This window comes from Chitinophaga barathri (assembly GCF_003807585.1).
Taxonomy (GTDB): domain Bacteria; phylum Bacteroidota; class Bacteroidia; order Chitinophagales; family Chitinophagaceae; genus Chitinophaga; species Chitinophaga barathri.
On sequence record NZ_RMBX01000002.1, the window covers coordinates 336736 to 357321 of the forward strand.

Annotated in this window: 8 protein-coding genes; 1 reads left to right on the forward strand and 7 read right to left on the reverse strand. The window is 53.1% G+C overall.

Annotated elements, in window-relative coordinates:
• Positions 1–125: 125 nt before the first annotated feature.
• Positions 126–536: a hypothetical protein gene (locus EG028_RS04540; RefSeq protein WP_120515671.1), complete on the reverse strand. Its 411-nt coding sequence runs from the start codon at positions 534–536 to the stop codon at positions 126–128.
• 209 nt (positions 537–745) lie between these two features.
• On the opposite strand from EG028_RS04540, the gene nagB reads away from it, so the two are divergent.
• Positions 746–2671 (forward strand): glucosamine-6-phosphate deaminase, encoded by a 1926-nt coding sequence (gene nagB, locus EG028_RS04545; protein WP_120515393.1) that lies wholly within the window; start codon positions 746–748, stop codon positions 2669–2671.
• A gap of 309 nt (positions 2672–2980) precedes the next feature.
• Here nagB and EG028_RS04550 read toward each other — a convergent pair whose 3' ends face one another.
• From EG028_RS04550 to EG028_RS04575, 6 genes are read right to left on the reverse strand one after another with little or no spacing between them, the layout of a single operon-like run.
• Positions 2981–8602, reverse strand: coding sequence for a SprB repeat-containing protein (locus tag EG028_RS04550; protein WP_120515392.1), 5622 nt, complete (start codon positions 8600–8602; stop codon positions 2981–2983).
• A 21-nt stretch (positions 8603–8623) separates the two neighbouring features.
• The gene (locus tag EG028_RS04555; protein ID WP_120515391.1) at positions 8624–10729 is read right to left on the reverse strand and encodes a fibronectin type III domain-containing protein; all 2106 of its coding nucleotides are present in this window, start codon (positions 10727–10729) and stop codon (positions 8624–8626) included.
• A complete protein-coding gene (locus EG028_RS04560) occupies positions 10726–15180 on the reverse strand; it encodes a hypothetical protein (RefSeq protein WP_120515390.1) in 4455 nt (1484 codons plus the stop codon). The genes EG028_RS04555 and EG028_RS04560 overlap by 4 nt, the downstream gene beginning before the upstream one ends.
• Positions 15181–15220: 40 nt before the next feature.
• Positions 15221–15643: a hypothetical protein gene (locus EG028_RS04565; protein ID WP_120515389.1), complete on the reverse strand. Its 423-nt coding sequence runs from the start codon at positions 15641–15643 to the stop codon at positions 15221–15223.
• Between the two features lie 4 nt (positions 15644–15647).
• Positions 15648–18296, reverse strand: coding sequence for a hypothetical protein (locus tag EG028_RS04570; RefSeq protein WP_123864554.1), 2649 nt, complete (start codon positions 18294–18296; stop codon positions 15648–15650).
• Positions 18293–20572 carry a fibronectin type III domain-containing protein gene (locus EG028_RS04575; protein ID WP_123864555.1) on the reverse strand — a complete coding sequence of 760 codons (2280 nt, stop codon included), beginning with the start codon at positions 20570–20572 and terminating at the stop codon, positions 18293–18295. Before EG028_RS04575 ends, EG028_RS04570 begins: the two co-directional genes overlap by 4 nt.
• Positions 20573–20586 lie beyond the last annotated feature (14 nt).

A 20586-nucleotide genomic window follows, 5' to 3' on the forward strand; every position in this document is an offset into this window, starting at 1 on the left:
AATAAAAAAGCCGGGTCAATGATCCGGCTTTTTCTTTATGCAAAAACCGGTGCGCGAAAGCACCGGTGCAGTTAAACTTTGGACTATTCGTGACTCATACTTACGTCCCCGCTTCAAGGGGGGAGTTATTTTACGACCCAAAGCGTCCACTTTGCGTCAAACTTGTACCATTCTCCTTTGGGGCCTTTCCATTTCCATTCAGGCACTTCCATGAAATTTTTCCCCTCGTCGCTGGTGGACCACAGCTTCCCCTCTCCTATCTTCAGCTGCCGGCCATCTTTATCCAGCCACATCCCGTCCGTGATCTCCAGCCACTCTTTCCCGTCCGCGCTGGCCCATAGCCTGGCGTTTTTGTCGAGCTTGAACCAGTTGATCTTATTGTCTACCAGCGCCAGCCATACCCCTGTCCTTGATTTCACCCAGTTCAGTTCCTGGTTGCGTTGCTGGGGCCTGGTAAAGGGTTCGGCGACAGTGGTTTTTATCCCGGCAGCCAGCAGAAGGCAGGCGGCCGAAACAGTCAGTAACAGTTTTTTCATCCGGATGTTTTTGTGTAACAGATGCATATAGATACGGTTGGTACAGGTATTTGGATTTTCAATGCTTCTCCGAAAATTATTACAATTTAATAGCATACAAGCGTCCAAAGGCCCTTTAAATTGTAAAACCATAAATTTTTCGCAACAATCCCTGTATTTTATTTAATTTTCGGGCTCGTTTTTAAGATCGCATTTAAAAAACTTGAACAATGACCATCAATCACCAGGAAATTGAGCTGATAGACAGTTTCGAACAGATTTCCGTGGACATCCACCCTACAGCCAAAGACGGCTCCAAAGCCGTGGCACAGGAAATTGCTACTCTGATCCGCGAAAAGCAGGCTGCCAAAGAACCTGCCGTACTGGGCCTCGCTACCGGCTCCACTCCAAAATACCTCTACGCAGAACTGGTACGCCTGCACAAGGAAGAGGGTTTAAGCTTTAAAAACGTAGTTACATTTAACCTTGACGAGTATTATCCTATTGAACCGGATGCTTTACAGAGCTACAACCGCTTCATGAAAGAACACCTTTTTAACCACATCGACATCCCCGAAAGTAATTACCACGTGCCGGACGGCACCATACCCAAAGAACAGATCAAGGCGTATGCGGCCGCTTATGAACGTAAGATCGAGGAAGCCGGCGGTATCGATATCCAGATACTCGGCATTGGCAACAACGGCCACATCGGCTTCAACGAGCCCGGCGCCAATGTGAACTCCCACACCCGCCTCGTAACGCTGGACAACAGCACCCGCCTGGCCAATGCATACGAGTTCTCCAACATGAGCCAGGTGCCCCGCCTCGCTGTTACCATGGGCATCGGCACCATCATGAAAGCCAAAAAAGTGATCCTGCTGGCCTGGGGCTCCCACAAAGCCAAGATCGTATGCCGCTCAGTAGAAGGCCACAGCACCGACCAGGTGCCCGCTTCCCTGCTCCAGCAGCATCCTAACTGCAAATTCGTGATAGACGAGCAGGCCGCAGCCGAACTTACCCGCAACAAAGAGCCATGGCTCACCGGTGATTGCGAATGGACGCCCAAGCTCACCCGTAAAGCCGTGACCCATCTCGCGCTGAAGCTGGGCAAGCCCATCCTCATGCTTACGGACAAAGATTATAATAACAACGGCCTGAACGACCTGATCGTACAATACGGCTCAGCATATGAGCTGAACATCAAGGAATTCAACGCCATCCGCGATACCATTACCGGCTGGCCCGGCGGCAAACCCGGCACACAGCTCCCCAATCACCCCGAACGTTCACAACCTGAACAAAAAAGGGCGCTGATCTTCTCCCCCCACCCGGACGATGATATCATCTCCATGGGCGGCACCTTCATCCGCCTGCACGAGCAGGGCCACGACGTACACGTAGCTTACCAGACCTCCGGCAACATCGCCGTAACGGATGAGTTCCTGCTGCGTTTCATCGACTTCGCCGTTGGTTTTGAAGGAATGTTCGACATCGACAGAAGCAAAAGCTCCCAGATCCTGGAAGACGCGAAAGCTTTTATCCAGATCAAAAAGCCCAGCCAGAAAGATACTCCCGAGATACGCGCTATCAAAGGCCTCATCCGCCGTTGTGAAGCCAAGGCAACCTGCCGTTACGTAGGTATTGGTGATGAAAACGCGCACTTCCAGAACCTGCCTTTCTACGAAACAGGCCTGGTGGAAAAGAAACCGATGGGCCCCGAAGACGTTCAGCTCACCGTGGACCTGCTGCGCCAGCTGAAGCCCCAGCAGATCTACTGCGCGGGCGACCTCGCAGACCCGCATGGCACCCACAAAGTATGCCTGGACGTAATCTTTGCCGCACTGGACATCGTGAAGGACGAAGAGTGGGCCAAAGACTGCTGGGTATGGCTCTACAAAGGTGCATGGCAGGAATGGGACATCCACGAGATCGAAATGGCCGTGCCCATGAGCCCCGATCAGGTAATGCAGAAACGCCTCGGCATCTTCATCCACCAGAGCCAGAAAGACGTGGTTCCCTTCCAGGGCACCGACGCACGCGAATTCTGGCAACGTGCCGAAGAAAGAAATGCAAACACGGCGGAACTGTTCGACCGTCTCGGCCTGCAGAAATACGCAGCCATGGAAGCATTTGTGCGTTATCACTTCAGATAATCAGTCCACTTTAGAGATATGTTTGAGTAAGCCCGGGCGATTGTCCGGGCTTTTTTTGGCCGGTATGGAAAAATGCACGTTTTTGTATCCGGATCAAGTCCACTCAACTCCGCCTCATCTCCGTTTATCCTATACCGATCCTTCGACTACCATTGTATTTCCCTCGTATCACCCTTGTATTGACATTTTAGTAAACACCCGTAAATATATTCCTGACAAATCATTCCATTCCTGTTTACATCAAAAAGGGAGGCCGCCCCAACATGAGACGGCCTCCACGGCTTACTGTATTTGTATCCCTATTACCTTTTAGAGTTTTAATATCCTGATCATCTTGTAATCGCTGCCGGCTTTCAGTGCAATGAGGTACATGCCCTGCGGCAGGTCGTATTCATTGAACGGAATTTCGTAATCGGTGCCGCCGTTCGCTTTTTTCACGGATAGTATCTCGCCTTTCGTAAAACTGATCAGCTGCAATTCGATATCGGACTGGCGGGAGAGTTTGATAGCCGCGTTGAATGCCCCGCTGGTGGGGTTTGGCGTGGCGGTGAGGCTCACGATCAGCGGCGGGCGGTAGCCTAACAGGCTATCCGTACCGCTGCGGACTTCTTTTTCCCGTATCGTGATCGTTTTTTCAATCACGTCCGTGCACCTGCCAAGGCCCGTAGTAAGGCGGATCGTATAAGTACCCGTTTGATCAAAGATGAGCTGGCGTACAGTGCCTTCGGCTGAAGTGCCCGCATCGCGTGCGCCTGCGGGGAGGGTCCAGGTGAAGTTGGCCGGCCTGGGTTTGGATACGTCCACGATCACCGTGGTATCTCCTACCGTCCCGTAGGTGGACATCAGGAAGTCCGCTTTCAGCGCCGTCAGCGACGTTACCACACTGAAAGTATCTTTCGCCACGCAACCTGCCGGATTTGTAACCGTGACAGTGTAAATGCCGCCCTGGTCCAGCAATACCGATTGTTCCGTGCTGCTGAAACCGATCGCTTCCCAGCGGTAGGTACAGCCCGGATTCCCTGCGGTGACTGGCACTCCCTGGCCCACGCAGAGCACAGTATCTTCAAAGCCCACATGTACGCTGAGCACCGCCGGGCTTACCATACTGGTCTGGTCCCGGATGGTGCAGCCATTCGCGTCTTTTACAGTCACGGTGTATATGCTGGTGGATGTGGTGGCTATTTCATTGGAAGCGCCGAATGCCGCGCCGTTCCAGCTGTAAGTGTAAGGCGCCGCGCCACCGGTCACGCTGAGCGTGATCTTCCCGCTGGGATCATAGTGGCAAACCGGCTGGTACACTTGCTTGCTCATCTGCAATGCAGCCGGCTGTGTAAGCTGTACGGAAAGGTTTGCGGCGCAGGCTTTGGCATCTGTTACCCTGAAGGCGTATTCGCCTGCGGGAAGGTTGCTGAAGCTGCTGGTGGTGGCGGGCGGCAGGCTGTTCATCACAAAAGCGTAGTTGCCGTTTCCGCCGCTGGCGGTCAGGTTGATAATGCCGGTGGAGTTCCCATTGCAGAGAATATCCGTTTTATTCGCGAGTTGTAATTGCAACGGTGTCGGCTGTGCGATCACGGCGGTTTGCTGCGCGGTACAGCCCTGCTGGTCTTTCACATACAAAGTATAAGTACCGGGCTGTAATGCTGTGAACTGCGGATTGCTGCGGTAATCCGTGCCGTTGGAAGAATACGTATACGGTGCGGTGCCTCCTGTTGCCGCCAGGTTGATGATGCCATTGGCAAGACCATTACAGGTCACATCGCTGGCGCTGGCAACGGCCAGTGTGAGCAATGCGGGCTGTGTGATGACAACCTGCAGGTTTGCACTGCAACCGTTTCCATCAGTTACAGTTACCTGCTGCGTACCGGCGGGTAAGCCTGTGAACTGGGCCGCCGTAGCGGGCGTGCCACTATTCAGCGAGAAACGGTATGCACCTGTGCCGCCCGCGGCCGTCACCCTGATTGCACCGTTGCTGTTACCAAAACAACTCACATCCGTTTTGCTCGCCAACGCAATGGTAAGCAGCGGCGGCTGTGTGATGGTTGTGCTTACCACTACCTGGCAACTGTATGGCACATCCCTTACCTGCACCTGGTAAGCGCCGGCGGGGAGATTATTAAAGATATTGGACGGCTGCCAGGTGGTGCCGTTCACGGAGTATTCGTAATTATTGTTTCCTCCCGATACATTCAGCACGGTAATGCCGCCGTTGCTGGCACCGAAACAGGTAGCAGCCCGCGCCTGTACGCCCGCCTGTAAGCTCACCGGGCCGTATGGCGAGATGGCGCGGGTAATACCGCAGCCTTCCGCATCTTTGATGTACACAGCATAATTACCATTCAGCAGGTTGCCGAATGTATTATTGGCGGTGAAGCTGGTATTGTCCAGGCTGTATTGATAAGGTGCCAGGCCGCCATTCACCGCGCTTACCGTGATGCTGCCCCTGTCTTCACAGGTAGCTGGATGTACGGCGGTGAGCGTGGCGGTTAAAGGTGAATGCAGCTCCACGATCGGTACATTAAAGCTGGCTGTACAATTATTGGCGTCACGGACGATGACGGGATAATTGCCCGCTGGCAGGCTGGTGAAAGTGCCTACCGTTTGGAACCCTCCGCCATTAAAACTATACCAGTAGCCTGCGGTACCGCCCCCGGCCTGTAATGTAAGGCTACCGTTAGAATCACCGGAGCAGACAATATCCTGTTTAGCCATTACCGTTATAGATATAGGCGCTGGCTCGGTAATCTGTTCATTAATGACGGCAGTACAGCCTTTGCTGTCCCGTACGGTCAGTGTATAATTACCAGCCACCAGTGACGCAAACACAGGCTGTGCCTGGAAAACGCCCCCATTGACAGAATAAGTATAAGGCGCTGTGCCGCCGGTGGCCGCTACGGCGAGCGAGCCATCGTTGCCTGTATTACAGCTCACCGCCGTTTTATTCACCAACGACAGCTGTACTACAGCAGGCTCTCCTACCGTGAAGTTTTTATTGAGCGTGCAACCGTTTCCATCCTGTACGCTTACAAGATGATTGCCGGCTGATACCCCGGTTAGCAATGGCTGCGCCTGGAACGCTCCGCCATCAAGGCTATACTGGTAACCATTCAGCCCGCCGGAAGCAGTGACCGTAATGGAACCTGTTGATGCACCATTACAAAGCGCGTCCTGCACCACAGCGGTGAAGTCCAGCTGAGCCGGCTGGCCGGTGGTTTGTGTTGCACCCGTTACGCAACCGTTCGCATCTTTTACGTATACGGTGTAAGTGCCCGCGGTGTAACCGCTAAAAGTATTTGATGCACCGTAGCCAATATTATCGCGGGAATAGGTATAAGGCGGTACGCCGCCATTGGCGGTGAGTGTGATTGTACCGGTGTTGCCGCCAAAACAAAGCACATCTGTTGCGCCGGTAGTTGCGGCTAACTGCGAAGGCTGGTGGATGGTGACATTCACAGGAGCGGCACAACCATTGTCGTCCTGCGCAGTGATCACGTAGTTGCCTGCAGGCAGGTTGGTGAATGTACCGGTAGCATTAGGGATAGTTGGCGCCGTATTGATGAAATAACGGATGGTGCCTGTACCCCCTGTTGCGGATACACTGGCCGTGCCGTTGCTGCCGCCGAAACACGAAACATCGGTCTGGCCGTCCAGTGCGGGCGTTATCACGGGCGGTGTGGTCACTACGATATTGGGTAATGATACTACACAACCATTGCCATCTTTGATATACCCGGTATAGGTACCAGCCGCCAGGCCCGTGAATAACGCGTTTCCCTGCCAGGTTCCATTATTGAGATTGTATTCATAAGGCGGCGTGCCATTGCTGCCTGAGAGCGTGATCTGCCCGTTTGTGCTGCCGTTGCAGCCAGTGCCAACGGGCGTTGCGGCGACTGTTACGATAGTGGCCGGTTCGGAAATGGAAACGTTGCCAAAGGATTTGTCGCAGCCTTTGCTGTCTTTTACCCAAACGGGATAGGTGCCCGCACCCACCGAAAATACCGGCGAGGGCTGGAAAGTTGACCCGTTGATGGAATAGGTATAACCAGGTGTACCACCTGTTGCCGTGATCTCTATCACACCACCGGGCTGGTCTTTACAGGGCGCATCGATGTGCCTTGCAAGGGAAATACTGATATCTGCAGGGCGGCCTACATTCACTACCTTATTGTCCGTATTGCCATTCGCATCTTTGATATACAGGGAATAATCTCCCGGTGCCAGCCCGATGAAGGTAGTGCCCCCCTGGTAAGCGCCGCCGTTGAGCGAATAAGTATAAGGCCCCACACCACCAGTGCCGGCACCGGTGATGCTACCATCGGTGCTGTTAAAACAGGAAGCAGGTAAAGAAGTGGGTGTAGCCGCCAGCGGAGTGGGCTGTATCAATGTAACGGTGAGCGGCGTAGCACCCACGCAGCCGTTCTTATCACGGGGAATAATATTATAGGTTCCCGCGGCAAGGGAAGTGAATACATCGCCGGCCTGCCAGTTGCCGCCGCCGTCTATACTGTATTCATAGGGCGCACCGGCCCCATTCGAGCCCGCAACCGTGATGCTGCCATTGCTGAGGCCCGCGCCGGTCGGGTCGGCTTTACCAGCCAGACCCGTGATTACCGCCGTGGGTGTAGCCGCGGTGTAGTTCACCGTACAGCCTTTATCGTCTTTTACAGAAATGTTGTAAGTAGTGCCGGTGGGAAGACCGGAGAACAGGTTGCCGCCGCCATAACTGCCGCCGTTGTCAATAGAGTACTGGTATGGAGCCGTGCCTCCGCCTGCGTTGATGGTGATGGCCGGTAATCCCCCGCTGCATGAGTTGGTAACGTTCGACGTCAGCTGTGCGGGCGGCGGATTGATCGTTGCGTTCACAATCTTCGAACATCCGGAAGCGGAAGTGATCGCTATCTCGTAGTCGCCGGGCGCGAGATTTTCAAAAGCAAAAGAACCCGCATTGGTAGGCGTATTAGGCCCGGGCACTCCGCTCACCGGCCTGATGCTGTAGTTCATCGTCTCCGCGCCGGTATATGGCGAACCGTCCGGGTATCGCAGATCGGATATCACGATGCGGCCGTTTGTGCCAAAACATCCCGGGTGCTGCCGGTCGATCACCTGCGGCGTTGCGGGAGGCACCCTGAAAGTAATGGGATCGGAGATCTGGCTGGCATACCAGGTTTTTTTTGCCCTGTAATACCTTGGCGTTCCGTATTTTTTTGCGGGATCGTGAAAGTCGTTCTCATCCACTATCAGCGTGGAAGCCGTTTTTGCGATAGGCCACCACGAAGCGCCGCCATCTTCACTCACTTCCCATTGCGTGGTTTGCTGCCATGATTCATAAAAAAAACACGGCGCCTGTAACGTAACCGTTTCGTTTCCACAAACAGTACCCGTACCGGACTGATTTACCGGTTTATCATCCGCGGCGGATGACATCATAATGTACTGCATGGCATACCCTTTCAGCCATCCCTGGCTGGTATTCCGGGAAGATCCGAATGTGTGGCAGACCAGGTAACATTTACTGTCCGTTCCGAAAGTATACACCACTTCGTTAAAATCCGTAGGAATAGGCGTAGGGTTGTTGTTATATTTCACCTGCGCCTTCCACACCACTTGTTTGGGCATCTTGTTGAAGATGTGTTCATTCCGCCACGTCTGCTGATTATCTTTCGATTCGCTTGTAGTATTGGGCGTTAAGGTTATATTCTGGGAGGTGCCGTCCATGAAGTCCACCCTGAAAGTATAACTAAGAAGGCCATAGGAATTAATGGGATAATTGGTGCCGTTTTCAATATACTGGTTACCGTTCTCATCCGTCATGTACCAGTACGGGAACATACCCGCGTATGCTTCGTACCGGAATATATACTGCTGTGCAGAAAGGCTCTGCCAGCCCAACAGGCCCAAACAACTCAAAAGAAGGGTTAAGTAAAACTTCTTCATAGGAATAGGATAAAACACGTATTAATAATTCACGCGCACTTCTTCACTCATCGCATTGTTATTGTTCTGATCGAATATTTTCAGCTTGTAACGGTATTGGGTATTGATCAGCAGTTCATCGTCCGTAAACGCCGCCGTGTTGCCAGGCAGGGTTTTGTACAGGCGGTAAGGTTTGCCTTCTTCCGCGCGGTACAGCCAGCTTTTAGCCACTTCCCTGCCGGCGCCCCATTTCAGCACGATAGTTTTGTTGTCACGGTCTATGGAAGCTTTCACCACCGGCTTCGCCACATTACCGCTCATATTGATCGCACTGGCGGTCACTTCCTGGCTCTGCCCGCGCAGGCCGCTTTCGTCCACCGCTACGATCCTGTAACGGTAGCTCACGCCGGGCCTCGCCGCGGTATCCGCATATTGACGGACCGTTTCCTTCACGCTAAAACTTTGCAGCGTCAGCCATGCCGTATCTGCCGCGCGCTCCAGGTTGTAGGATGCCACGTCTTTGCTGGTGCTGGGCTGCCATTGCAGCGTAATGCCCCCGGTAGCCGCGCTCACATCGGTGAATTGCGGCGGCACAGGCGGCACCACGTCAGGGCGTTTTACCGTCAGCATTTCAGAAAATCCGGATGGATTATAATGCCCGTCCAGCGCAACCAGTTTATAATAAACATGGCGGGTAAGGGTTTTTACCTCCACCGTATCCACAAACTTCGCTTCACTGATGGGCTCTTTGGTAACCTGTACAAACTCCGCGTCCGGCGCATTGGCACGGAATACGCGGTATGCGTACAGGTCGCGTTCCGTATTGGGTTTCCAGCTGAGCGATACCACCCCGCTGTCCGAGATCATGCCGGCAAGGCCGGTAGGCGGCGCGGGTGGAATACTGTCTTCCATCTGCACGAACCGCGCGAGGGAATAATGCGTCTGCCCGTCGTCCATGATCGCTTTTATGCGGTAATAGTTGGATGGCAGCGGGGAAATGTCCGTGAACACCGTATCGTTTTCGCGAAGCGGCTGTGTACTGATCTTTGCATAAGGTTTGGTAGCGGCGGCTGCCCTTTCGATCTCGAAGGCTTTCAGCCGTGTATGATCCGGCATCTCCCATTGGATCACCACCTGTTTGTTATTCATTACCACCGCCTCTTTGATGCTGGGTCTTGCGTTGGTGATGGGCGTAACGGCCACCTGCGCCGTATCCGAGGGCGGGCTCACTTCACCGAAAGGCGTGATGCCCCGGATGCGGTAGATGTATTTTTTATCCAGCGCGATCGTTGTATCTATCCTGAAAAAACGTTGCTGTTCTGCCGTATCGCCTTCGTTGCCGGTGTTCAGCACGGGTTCGTCGTTCAGGCGGGCGAAGGTCTGGCCGCCGTCGTCGCTTCGTTCTATCCAGTATGCGTTGAAGATGCTCCTGAAACTGGTATGGTTCCAGCTCAACAGAACCGATTTGTGCATATTCGCCGCTTCCAGGTCGTGGGGCGCGGGTACGGGCTGGTAGTCCGCCGCGCCGGTGAATACAAAACCCGTGTCCGATCTAACGGCGTTATTCGGCGCTACAAATACCTGGTAGAGATACTTTTCATTGGCTTTGGCGGATTTGTCCACATACCCCAATGCCGCTGCTTTTGCCACGGGAAACGACTGATCTGTTGCAAACAACGTGAACCCGTGCCGCGATTCCTGCTCCTGCGCGCGGTGATACACGGCCATCACGTCCTTCTGCCCTCCTTCCGTTGTCAGTTCAAACTCCTCGCCGTACAATGCCTGCGCTACAATGGAGCCGTATTTTTCATGCTGCTTCACCACTTGCTCCCAGGCCGCCAGCGGCAAGGGCTTGAGCGGCTGTTTGGTGAGCACGGTGTCTTCAGGTTTTGGCAGCAGCTTGCCGTCACGCAGGATCGTAAACCGCTTGATGACATAACCATGCTGGTTCGCCAGTTTCCATAAAGTGGCGGAAACGGGCGCCCAGCGCAGCATAATGGAATCTTTGGCGGGGCGGGCCAGCACGGCGATGTGCTGACCATTGCCCGGTTTGGCCTGCGCCATGGCGGCCACGCTCCACAACAGGCCCATGCCTGCCAGCAGCCATTTCTTCGGTAACGATGCGCGTATCTTTATTTTACAGGTCATAATGAACCGAGTGTATTTTGAATCGTGATCTCTTTTTCTGATGTTACCTGGTTAGTGCCCGGCAGCACATATTTCACCCTGAAGCGGTATGCCCCGCGGCTGATGGGCGTAAAAGGCGTGGTCACCAGGTGCGACTGGTTCGGGGACAATGAAGGCAGGAAGCCGTTCACATACCCGTTCACCACGGCGCTCTGCATATCCAGGTAATCTCTTTCGATATAATGCGGCAGGTTGTATACAAAACCTGTCGTACCGCTGTAGGTATTGTTCCCGTTCGGTTGTAACTGCAGCCCGTTGGGCACCTGCCTGATAAAGATGCCTTTCGCGGGCGGCGCGCCCAGTGTGGAAGTATTCCTCCATTGAATGGTCAGGAAATAAGCGGCCGGGTACCCTTCGTACACATACGGATAAATGTATTGCTGGTACCAGCTGTTATCTGTAAGCACCGCTTCAAATTGCAGCAGTTTGCTGTTGCCGTTCGCATCCAGCTCCTGCTCGTCGAACAGTTCCGGTGCGTTCAGGGCAAGGCCCAGTTCGTACACGCCGGTACGCAACGGCCAGGTGAAGTTTGAGTATACCGGCGAGCGGTCTATCTTCTCGTTGAAAGTATTGAAAGCGCTGCTTCTGAAGGGCAGCTGGTAGATGACCTTTTCTTCCATGTTACTGATATTGCCTTCGGCATGACGCGTCTGCAAACTGATCTCACCTGCTTCGTTGCCCGCCACCGCGGTTTGTTGTGTGGTCACGTTGCGGTCGATGGATTGATTGGAAACGGCCGGTACATTCATGAGGTCCAGCGAATACACCTGGCTGTTCTTTATGCTTTCAGGCATGGTATAAGTGATGCGGCCGTTGCTGTAGGAAAGGCTGAATTCCGCCGTGGTGTTTCCATCCGCCAGCAGCCTGCCTACCTGTTTAAATTCATTGCCCGCGTTGAAAAGATAGGCCTGTCCTTTCTTCAGCTGTATATAACCCTGGTTGCTTTCGGCTTTGTAATAGTTGAGCTGTGAGAGCACGGGATAACTGAACTGTACGTTGTTCGCCGGGATATTGTCCGGTGCGGTACCGGAAGAGAATTCCTGGTCTACTTCTTCGGTATACGGCTTACCGTCCACCACAAAAGGTTTCCAGCTGCCGTTCTCCATTTCTTCAAAGGAGAGGCGCGCGGTGATACGGAGTTTCTTTTGCTGCGGCAGCACTTCCGGCGTATTGAGCACCACTACGGTATTGTCGCTGTTCCATTCCAGGCTGCCTGGCACCAGGGTAGCGCCGTCGCGGAGATTGAAGTGCTCCAGTCTTGCACGGAAGGTGTGTACTTTATCGCTGTTGTCCGTGAGCGTGAAGTTTTTGCCGACCGGCATATTAAATACGATCTGCGGCGCGGTGAACACGTTCACATCTCCCTCGCCACCCGCCGGTGTTGCTTCGGAGATCACTTTCACACCGGCTTCCGCGAATATATCGCTGCCTACTATTTTACATTCCCTGCCCAGCGTCATTTCAAATTTGCATTTGCCCTTCACCAGTCCGCCCAGCACGCTGAAGTACCCGCCTACCACACCACGCATCCATGCCGGGTTTGGTAGTTTGGCCTGCAACACTACCGCTGCGCCGAGGTCGATGATGTCTATTTTTATCTTCTTGAAAAACAGTTTCACCTTGATGCCGATCTTCCCCTGGAAGTAGCCGTAGATCTGGCCGTTGGCATACCAGCCATTGATACCGAGCGGCTTTTCGCTGCCTTCGCAATGCACGCCTTTGCCATAATCTTTCAGCATAATGTCGAAACCAAGGCCCGCAGCAAGGCGCGCATAGAAAATAAGGAAGGTCATGTCTCCTGTGTCAAACTCAAGACCGGCGCCAAATGCGAAGCCACTGCCTTTGCCGAGCGCGTTCAGGTCGCGCATATAATCGAGGTCAAGACCGCCGAGTATCTCGCTTACTTTGGGAGGCGGCGGAGGGCTGCCCGGCAGGTCTTTGCCCACCATAAAATAAGAGTATGCCCTTGCAAGCCCCAGCAGTTCCACACCCACGGGGTTCGATGGGGTGCCGATGTGGAGGTACCAGCCATCCGGCCCCACGTACATCACGCCTTCACCAGCCAGGCCGTTTGGCCCGATGCCTTTGAGCGCTCCGCCGGCTATGTTGATATATGCTTTGAGGTTGGAGTAAAAAGTGCTGTTCTCAAAATCCACGTCCACCAGCAGGCCCACAGATATCTGTCCTTCCTGGTCCATCTTTTCGGTCACGTCGTTGCCGGTGTGTTCCAGCACTTTCCCGTATTTGTCTTTGATCTTTTCCAGCACGCCAGGCATGGGTTGGGTGATCACATTACACTGGCCGCGGAAGGTGATCCGGCTCACGCCGCCGTCGCGGTAGAAAGCCATCTCAAACCCGACTGTGCCGTTTAATACTTTTTCATTGGCCAGCGCGAAGTTGATAGAGGCTTTGATACCGAGGCCCGCATTTGCATCAGGTTTGTACACCACGCCGGTGGGCGTTGTACCGATCTCGTATCCAACGCTGCTTTCTTTTACAGCCAGCTGTTTCACACCATAATACAGGCCTCCGCCAAAACCTTTCGCCATTACCGGCGGGAAGATGGGGATGGCGTACGGGAATTCAACCAGGATATCCGCATACCAGTACCGGTTATCGTTCACGCTGCCAAAAAGCGCCATGGCCGCCATGCGGAAGCCGCTGCTGCTTTTGCCGACTTTCAGCTTCACGTCTATATCTCCCCGGAAACCATCGCCGTAAATATCATGACCATTAAAGAAAAGCAGGCTGCCTTTTAAGGCAAACGGCCCCTGGTCTATATCCACCGCGATGCGGCTGAGATGCACGCGACTGAAGCGGTAACGCTGCCGGCCTTCATTCTCCTGCACTTCGCCGAGGATGGCCAGTGAGGCTTCCGCCGCAAAGGCATTGCTGCCGCCCATGAGGTTTACGGATACATCAAAGCCGATGCCGCGTTCGTTATCTACTTTTACAAATGTGATCTTGTCTATGGTGATGCCATAACCGCCGATCTTCGCGCCCACAGTGCCTGTGAGAGCAAAGGTGCCGCTATGGATATAAGGCGCCTGAGTGGATACTACCAGTTGCTCAAAGTCCAGGCCGGGCATGTTGATCTTACTGCCTTTCCCACCTTTATTCCCGTCCCCTTCTCCCGTTGCTTCCGCGCCGATGGAAAGGGAACCGGTCAGGTTCGCCGCCACCTGGAATTTTTTATCCTTCACCGCCACTTCCAGGAAAGAGCTGGATTCCAGCACTACTTTCCCGGCCTTGAAGATGTCGAACTTAACGTCTTTGGTGGTTTGAATGGTGAATACATATTCCTTGCCGGGATGGAAAAGCGCGGAGTATTTAAATGCCGTGGTATCGCCGGTGATGGGGACATTCACGCCGCCGGACAGTTTTCCGGATTTCAGCTGATTCGCTACAAAACCGATCCTGATCTCTTCCACGGAAAAAGACCAGCCGCTCATGTCGCCGCTGTTGATGGGTATGAGATTCTGCGCGATCAGTTCGCCGCTGAAGCCTTTGTCATCTATCAGCGCATCGCGTACGCTGAAGGTTTTCCGTTTACCGTTTTCCCGCCTGTCTTTGATCTCCGGGGGAAGGGCCACGGTGAAGTTGCGCAGGTAAAAACCCCGCCACAGGTTCAGTTCTTCGCCGCCGTACATCTGCCGGTATTCCGCGGGGAATACCATAGACGCACTGTTCTGGTAATCGCTGAGGTCTATCACTGCGTCCTGCACGGTGAACGATACACCGTTCATACCTCTCACCTGGAACGGCTCGATGCTTACGGTGGTGATAATATCATTGAGGTCTGATGCTACTGTTTCAAAATATCCTTTTACCCTTTCCTGTGCATTCTGCGAGCCGTCCGCGTTTTCTTTCACCAGCTTCGGGCTGAAAGCGATCTCCGCGCCAAGACCCATCCTTTTGAAGCCATCACAATCAAACTCCACGAAGGTTTTGCCACCCAGCATGGTAATGGCCGTACTGTCCCCGAAAAGGTACAGCGGCTGGTTGTTCACCAGTTCCAGCCTTGCCGTGCCCCTGAGCCCGCCTTCGCGGCTGATGGGAATGCCCCGCCCGGCGAACATCAGCTCGCGGTCCGAGCCGGGCAGCGGTACTACCAGGTAGGCGGTTATTTCGGCGTGGGTGGGCGTAAAACGGATACTGTCTATGATGATGGGAGGTTTGCCGCTGTCTTTTCCGCCGATGCCTACGGGCAGTTGCAGGCCTGTGGTATCGGTCAGCTGGTCGTAGAGGTCCTGCCCCTGCAGGTTACGGTTCGCACGGCGTTCCTGGATGAGTTTATTGACCGCGCGGATATGCTGTTCCAGCGGCGTTTCAGCCACCTGGGCGCGCAACGGCGCAAATGCCAGGCAAATGAGCAGCAGGGGGAGAATGCAGCGGTGTAGGATCTTATGCATAGGATTCAATAGGTATAGGACTGATTAATATCTGGGCCCGCTAGGTTTTTTCGATATACTCCGCCAGCGTCAGCTCAAATTTTTTAAATACATTCAGTGCCTTTTCGGAAATAAACAGGCAACATTTATCGTATACGGAAATGTCGTCTTTCATTGGTGTGCCGGCAGGTTTCAACCAGTGAAACTGCGGCAGCTCTTTGTCGCCATACAGCTCTTTGAACATTTCCGTGCGTACCACTTCCACCACATCAAAGGTAGCACCGGTAAGGCCCTCTTCTTCTATCGCTTTTTTAAGCCTGTCGGTAACAATGAATGTGCCGATACTTTCGACAATATCCGCACCCAGCCATCCGTCGAACTCAAACTTCAGCTTGCTGATCAGCTGCGGCCGGGCCTGGCGGTCGATAAATTCGCTGTCTGCAACATTACCCGGTACTTCGCCGTAGAAATAATAGAACTTCATTGTGTTATCTTATTGGTGGGAAAAATTCGTTTCCATAAAGATCATCAATTTCCTTTGCTTTCTCCATAAACTGCGCCCTGGTAGGGTTCGGTGTATTTTCAATGAAACGGTTCCACTGTATCCTGATCCGGCTGAGGTGAAGATCAGAGTTCACTGTTTTGGGTATGCCCCTGAGATTTTCCAGTGAATTGATTTCCGCGGAAGTAAACAGGGTGGGGAAGTTTTTTAAAACCTGCTGCTCAATCGCGTGGTGCACCACGTAATCTTCTTTTACCAGTTCAGTGAATTCCTTGAAGAATGTGGCGCGGTAATCCGCGATAGTGGCGGCGCCCAGCTTCACGTCATCTGCAAGGTTCGCTACATAATGCAGGTATTTGGGACCGGTTCTGAAAGGCGTTACTGAAAGCACTTTCCACGCCAGCAATACTTGTTCGTTTCCTTCCACCAGCCCTTTAAAAGAGGCGCTGGCCTGAAGGTCCGCTTCCAGCAGGCGGAGCAGGTCATCTGAAAACTCACCCATCAGCGCCTGGATATTCCTGGGCAGCTGGCGTACGTGGCTCAGGTTCAGTGTACTCAGCCTTTGTTCAAACAGTTTCCATTCGGAAGGCTCAAACAGCTTTCTGATCTTTTTGGGAACATTGGCTATTTCTTTGGCCTTGGCGATGATTCTTTCCAACGTTGCCTTTTGTGAGAAGGTGAGCTTCACATCCGCCAGTGCCGCGTCTCCCCATTTTATCACATTCCGCGCAATACCTGGCAACTCAAAAGCAAGACGTGTAACGCCGTACGAGATATTCAGCGCATTCCAGGCCGTCAGGAAATTGGGATGATGTTCCGAAAGATATTCACCAAATGCTTCGTTTATCACCAAGTCCGCCCCAAAAGCACCGATATCGATCGCCGCGATAATGATCCTCGCTGCTTTACCCGCCTCGATAGCGGCTTTCAGCTCTCCTACGCCCACCGCAAAAAGCGCAATGTTGATGGCGCCTTTTGTGAAGGTCATGATCTTTTTATTGTTCCCCTCATTAAAAAGGTAATAACAATAGATCGCCGGTAGTTTATAACGGTCACCGGCAAGGAATTTTCCGCCCCCGATGCTGAAATCTTTTTTAAAATCCACCACCACATAGTCGTAGGGAGAGACTTTGAAATTGGACTGGTAATTAAAGTGAAAGTTCTTCCGCACTTTCAGCACCACCTTCCCGTCATCATCAAAATCCTTACTGTTCGCCGGCCCCCAGAACCCGCCATGAAACTGGATATAATGACGCCTGGCAAGCAGGTCTGTAAATGCATATTTTTCAGGTGGGTATTGATTTTCGATAAACCGCGCGATGTTTTCCACGAACTGACCGAACTCATCCCCGTCTATCTTGCTCACCAGCGTCTGCAACAGGCTTTCGCGACCCAGTTCTTTCAGCAGGCTGTCCTGGTCCTTGTCCGGCGTGTTGCTAATCAGTTCCAGCGCAAACTGTTCGCCGCCGTAACCTTCCATCTCAAAGGCACTGGCAAAAAGATTGTCTATATCCGCGAGATTGCCTTTATTGATCACTTTCAGCGCCTTTATGCGCGTAGCCACCGGCAGGTTGGCAAACCAGCCTGAAGGTTGCGGCGTATACCTGTATTTGAGTAATATCCTTTCGGGATCTACTTCCGTTCCTACCAGGTCCAGCCATTTTTTATACGAGGCTTCATAGGCTTTGAGGCTGTTATAAAAAGATTTAAAATCTTCATTGCTCCAGCCATTGCTTTCATCTTTTGCATCCTTCACATACTGGTCGTACAGCGTCTGCCCCATCTCGTTGATCTTGTTCGCTATGATGGCCAGCATTTTTTCATCGTCCGCCACGCTGTAGTACTTATCGTAAAATTCCTTACCGGGTCCGGAGGTAGGTGGCTTTGCCAGCGCGTAAGTGGTAAGTCCGTTGCTGATAGCGTCCACGAACATGTTAGCCCTTTCTGGCCGGGTACGGCCGTTTACGGTCAGGATACCTTCACCTACGAGATCCTGCGCGGTTTTGCTGACGTCGTAACTGGTGCTGTTATATACCTCGTAATACCCGCTCTGCGGTTCGTCGAGATATACCCCGATGTACCGGATCCAGTTAAAGAGGATGGCGTCTTTTAATACGCCTCCCAGGCCATTCCTGATCTTTTGCCCGATAACCGTACTGTTTTCTTCCGCCAGCTGGCCGGGAGAGCCGTTCGTTTTCCGCTGCGACTTAAATACCGCTTCCAGTTTTTCATTCGGCCCCAGTTTGTTCTGAAGCATCAGCGGCACATTGTGGATAATGACCAGGTAAGGGGCAATGCCGGTGGTCTTTTTTATATCGGCGAGTTTTTTCTCCAATACGGGCACCTGGTCGCTAGCCACATACAATTCCTCCCCTCGTCCTTTCCCCTGGTGAAGGAAAGGTACCGCGAACGGGAGTTCCGTCTGCGGGGCCATCAGTTCCGCCACGTCCAGGTAAATGATATATTGGTTGTTGCCGGACTGGCCGGTTGCATCGTTCAGTTGGTTCTGGCGGATGACAGCGCCAATCCTTGACACTGCGCCCTTCACAATACGGTCTTCCGGCATGCCGGCCGCGGCAGCCAGGGAGACAGTCATGAGCCAGCAAACTAGCAGGTATCTGGTTATTCGTTTCATGGCTTTTTATAAATATTTTCTTTCAAAGTCTTTTCTATCAGCGCGGCAATAGCAGCTGCCACATCATCCACCATACTATCGTCTCCCTTGTTTTGCGCTTTCTGGCTGTTGTAATATTGCTGGAATGTTTCGTTCTGTATCCTGATGGCGTTTATCACGACGGATTGTACGGATGCGTTGTCTTTTTCTTTGTCCAGCAGCTGCACAAGCCGGGCTTTGTTCAGCAGGTATTCTTCATGGAGATATTGCCTTGCCAGCCTGATCTCTTCCGTTTCCGGCGCGGGAGCTGAAGTTTCGGAGGTTATCAGTACCGGTTTGGAAACAGTACCTGTACCCGATCCGCCCGGTGAGCCGCCCATTTCGCTGATGATCGCGGCCAGCATGGCATCCAATGCGCTGTTATATTCATTCAGTGCACGGTTGGTTTTGTTTTCCTGGTCGTTTAGTTTGTCGTCCGGGAAATCTTTCCTGAGCTTGCTGACGGATTTTTTATAAATGCCCAGCAGTTCCTTTGCAATGGCCGCCATTTCTTTCAGGTCGTTTTTGATCTTCTGCGTAATGTCTTTCACATCCTTCGCGATCTTTTCACCAAGAGCGGCTTTCTCTTCGGGTGTGAGGTTTTTATTGTCCAGCAGCTGTTTCGCTTCGGTGATCTTTGTTTCCAGTTCGGCCAGCTGTTCTTTTACGGCGGGTGAAAGGTCCGGCCAGTCCCGCATTTTTTTCACCGCATCCAGGATGCCCGCCAGATCCATGTTCTGGAGACTGGTAAGGTCTTGGTCCAGTAGGCTGTTGTTAATATTATCCAGCAGCTCTGTGAGGGTTTTGTTAAGCGTGGCGCTCACTTTGCCCGGGTCGTCCTGTTTGATCTGGATAATACCTTCGTACATCTTTTTATCCGTGTTGACATAAATATTGCTGAACGTAACGGTGAGCGAAGCAAATTCCAGGAACGGCACCAGCACTTCGCCTTCACCGCTGAAGCTGCCGCCCGCACCGGCTACGCGGCTGATCACTACTTTGAAGTCACCGGCGGTGATGGTATCTCCTTCCTGCAACTTCTCCAGGTTCTGCCGGTTGTTGATCACGGAAAGATCCACGGGTTTGCCGCATACAAAGTCCCCTTTCTGCACCTGTTCATCCGGCATCTTAAATGACTGCATGATGCTGTAATCTCCGTATCCCCAGATACACTGGCCTTTTACCTGGTATTCATATGTCTTGCCCGGTTTCAGCCCTGTAATGGAGGCCTGGGGTACAAATGCGGTTTCTTCATACCAGGCGCTGCCGCCTTCTTCACGGTACCGTACCGTGAAGCCCTGCTGTTTAGGTGTGCCGCTCCAGGTGAGTTTCAGGCTGTTCCTGCCTGCAAAGGCCGCCACCACATCAAAAGGCACGCTGCATTTTTCGCCGTAGGTGAAACGCACCGCTTCGCTGAAACCATTGTTCACGAACATGTCTTTGCCTTCCGCTTCAACGGCCTGCACCTGTACCACGTAGTTGTTGCCGGGCGTAAGCATGGGCTCGCCCGCGCCATACACCAGCAGGGTCTGGTCTGTGATCGTTTCAAACAGCGGGCGCGTGGTGCGCAGGGCATCGTTCGGATCACGGTTTGCAGGCACCAGTTCCACCAGCTTAAATTTATAGGCTACGCTGAACGCGGAGTTAAAAGACGAAGTATGCCGCGGCATCCACTGGAACACTACGTTCTGCGGCTCCATGGCCTCCACTTTCTGATCCGCCAGCGGCATATTGATCACCGGGGGATAACTGAGGAAAGTGGAAATAATGGCGGTGCCCGCATTGGACACCACGTTGTTCCGCGTATAATCCAGCGCCTCCACGGTGAAGCGGTAAATGCCTTCAGGTAGTTTGCCTCCGTCGCGGGTGAACTTATTGAGGTCCAGCCCCTGGATCTGCAGGTTCTGCGGATTCAGGTAAGGCGCCAGGTCCGATCCGGAGATCATGATCATCTCCCCGCCGTTCACGACGATGGGCGGTACGTAAAAATTATTTTTGCTTAGCAACGTCACGCCCAGGCCCTCTATCCTGAACCGCAGGCGTATTTTGTAGTTGGATTCCGTCAGGTCTTTCAGCAGCAGGTGCACCTGCATCCGCTGCAGGTCCGGCGCGCTGTAATCGCTCAGGTACAGGCTGTAGGGCGGGTTCAGCTGCATATTGGCCATCATCGGGTAATTGGTTTGCGCCAACAACCTTTGCGGCCAGCCACAGGCAAGTACCAGCAGGAGCAACAGGATATGTCTGATTCGTGGGTTCACAGGTAGGGTCCGGT

Bases quoted from the DNA above. Each gene is read 5' to 3' on its own strand.
- EG028_RS04560 (WP_120515390.1), bottom strand. From the start codon at position 15,180: ATGCATAAGATCCTACACCGCTGCATTCTCCCCCTGCTGCTCATTTGC.
- EG028_RS04565 (WP_120515389.1), bottom strand. From the start codon at position 15,643: ATGAAGTTCTATTATTTCTACGGCGAAGTACCGGGTAATGTTGCAGAC.
- EG028_RS04555 (WP_120515391.1), bottom strand. From the start codon at position 10,729: ATGACCTGTAAAATAAAGATACGCGCATCGTTACCGAAGAAATGGCTG.
- EG028_RS04570 (WP_123864554.1), bottom strand. From the start codon at position 18,296: ATGAAACGAATAACCAGATACCTGCTAGTTTGCTGGCTCATGACTGTC.
- EG028_RS04550 (WP_120515392.1), bottom strand. From the start codon at position 8,602: ATGAAGAAGTTTTACTTAACCCTTCTTTTGAGTTGTTTGGGCCTGTTG.
- EG028_RS04540 (WP_120515671.1), bottom strand. From the start codon at position 536: ATGAAAAAACTGTTACTGACTGTTTCGGCCGCCTGCCTTCTGCTGGCT.
- nagB (WP_120515393.1), top strand. From the start codon at position 746: ATGACCATCAATCACCAGGAAATTGAGCTGATAGACAGTTTCGAACAG.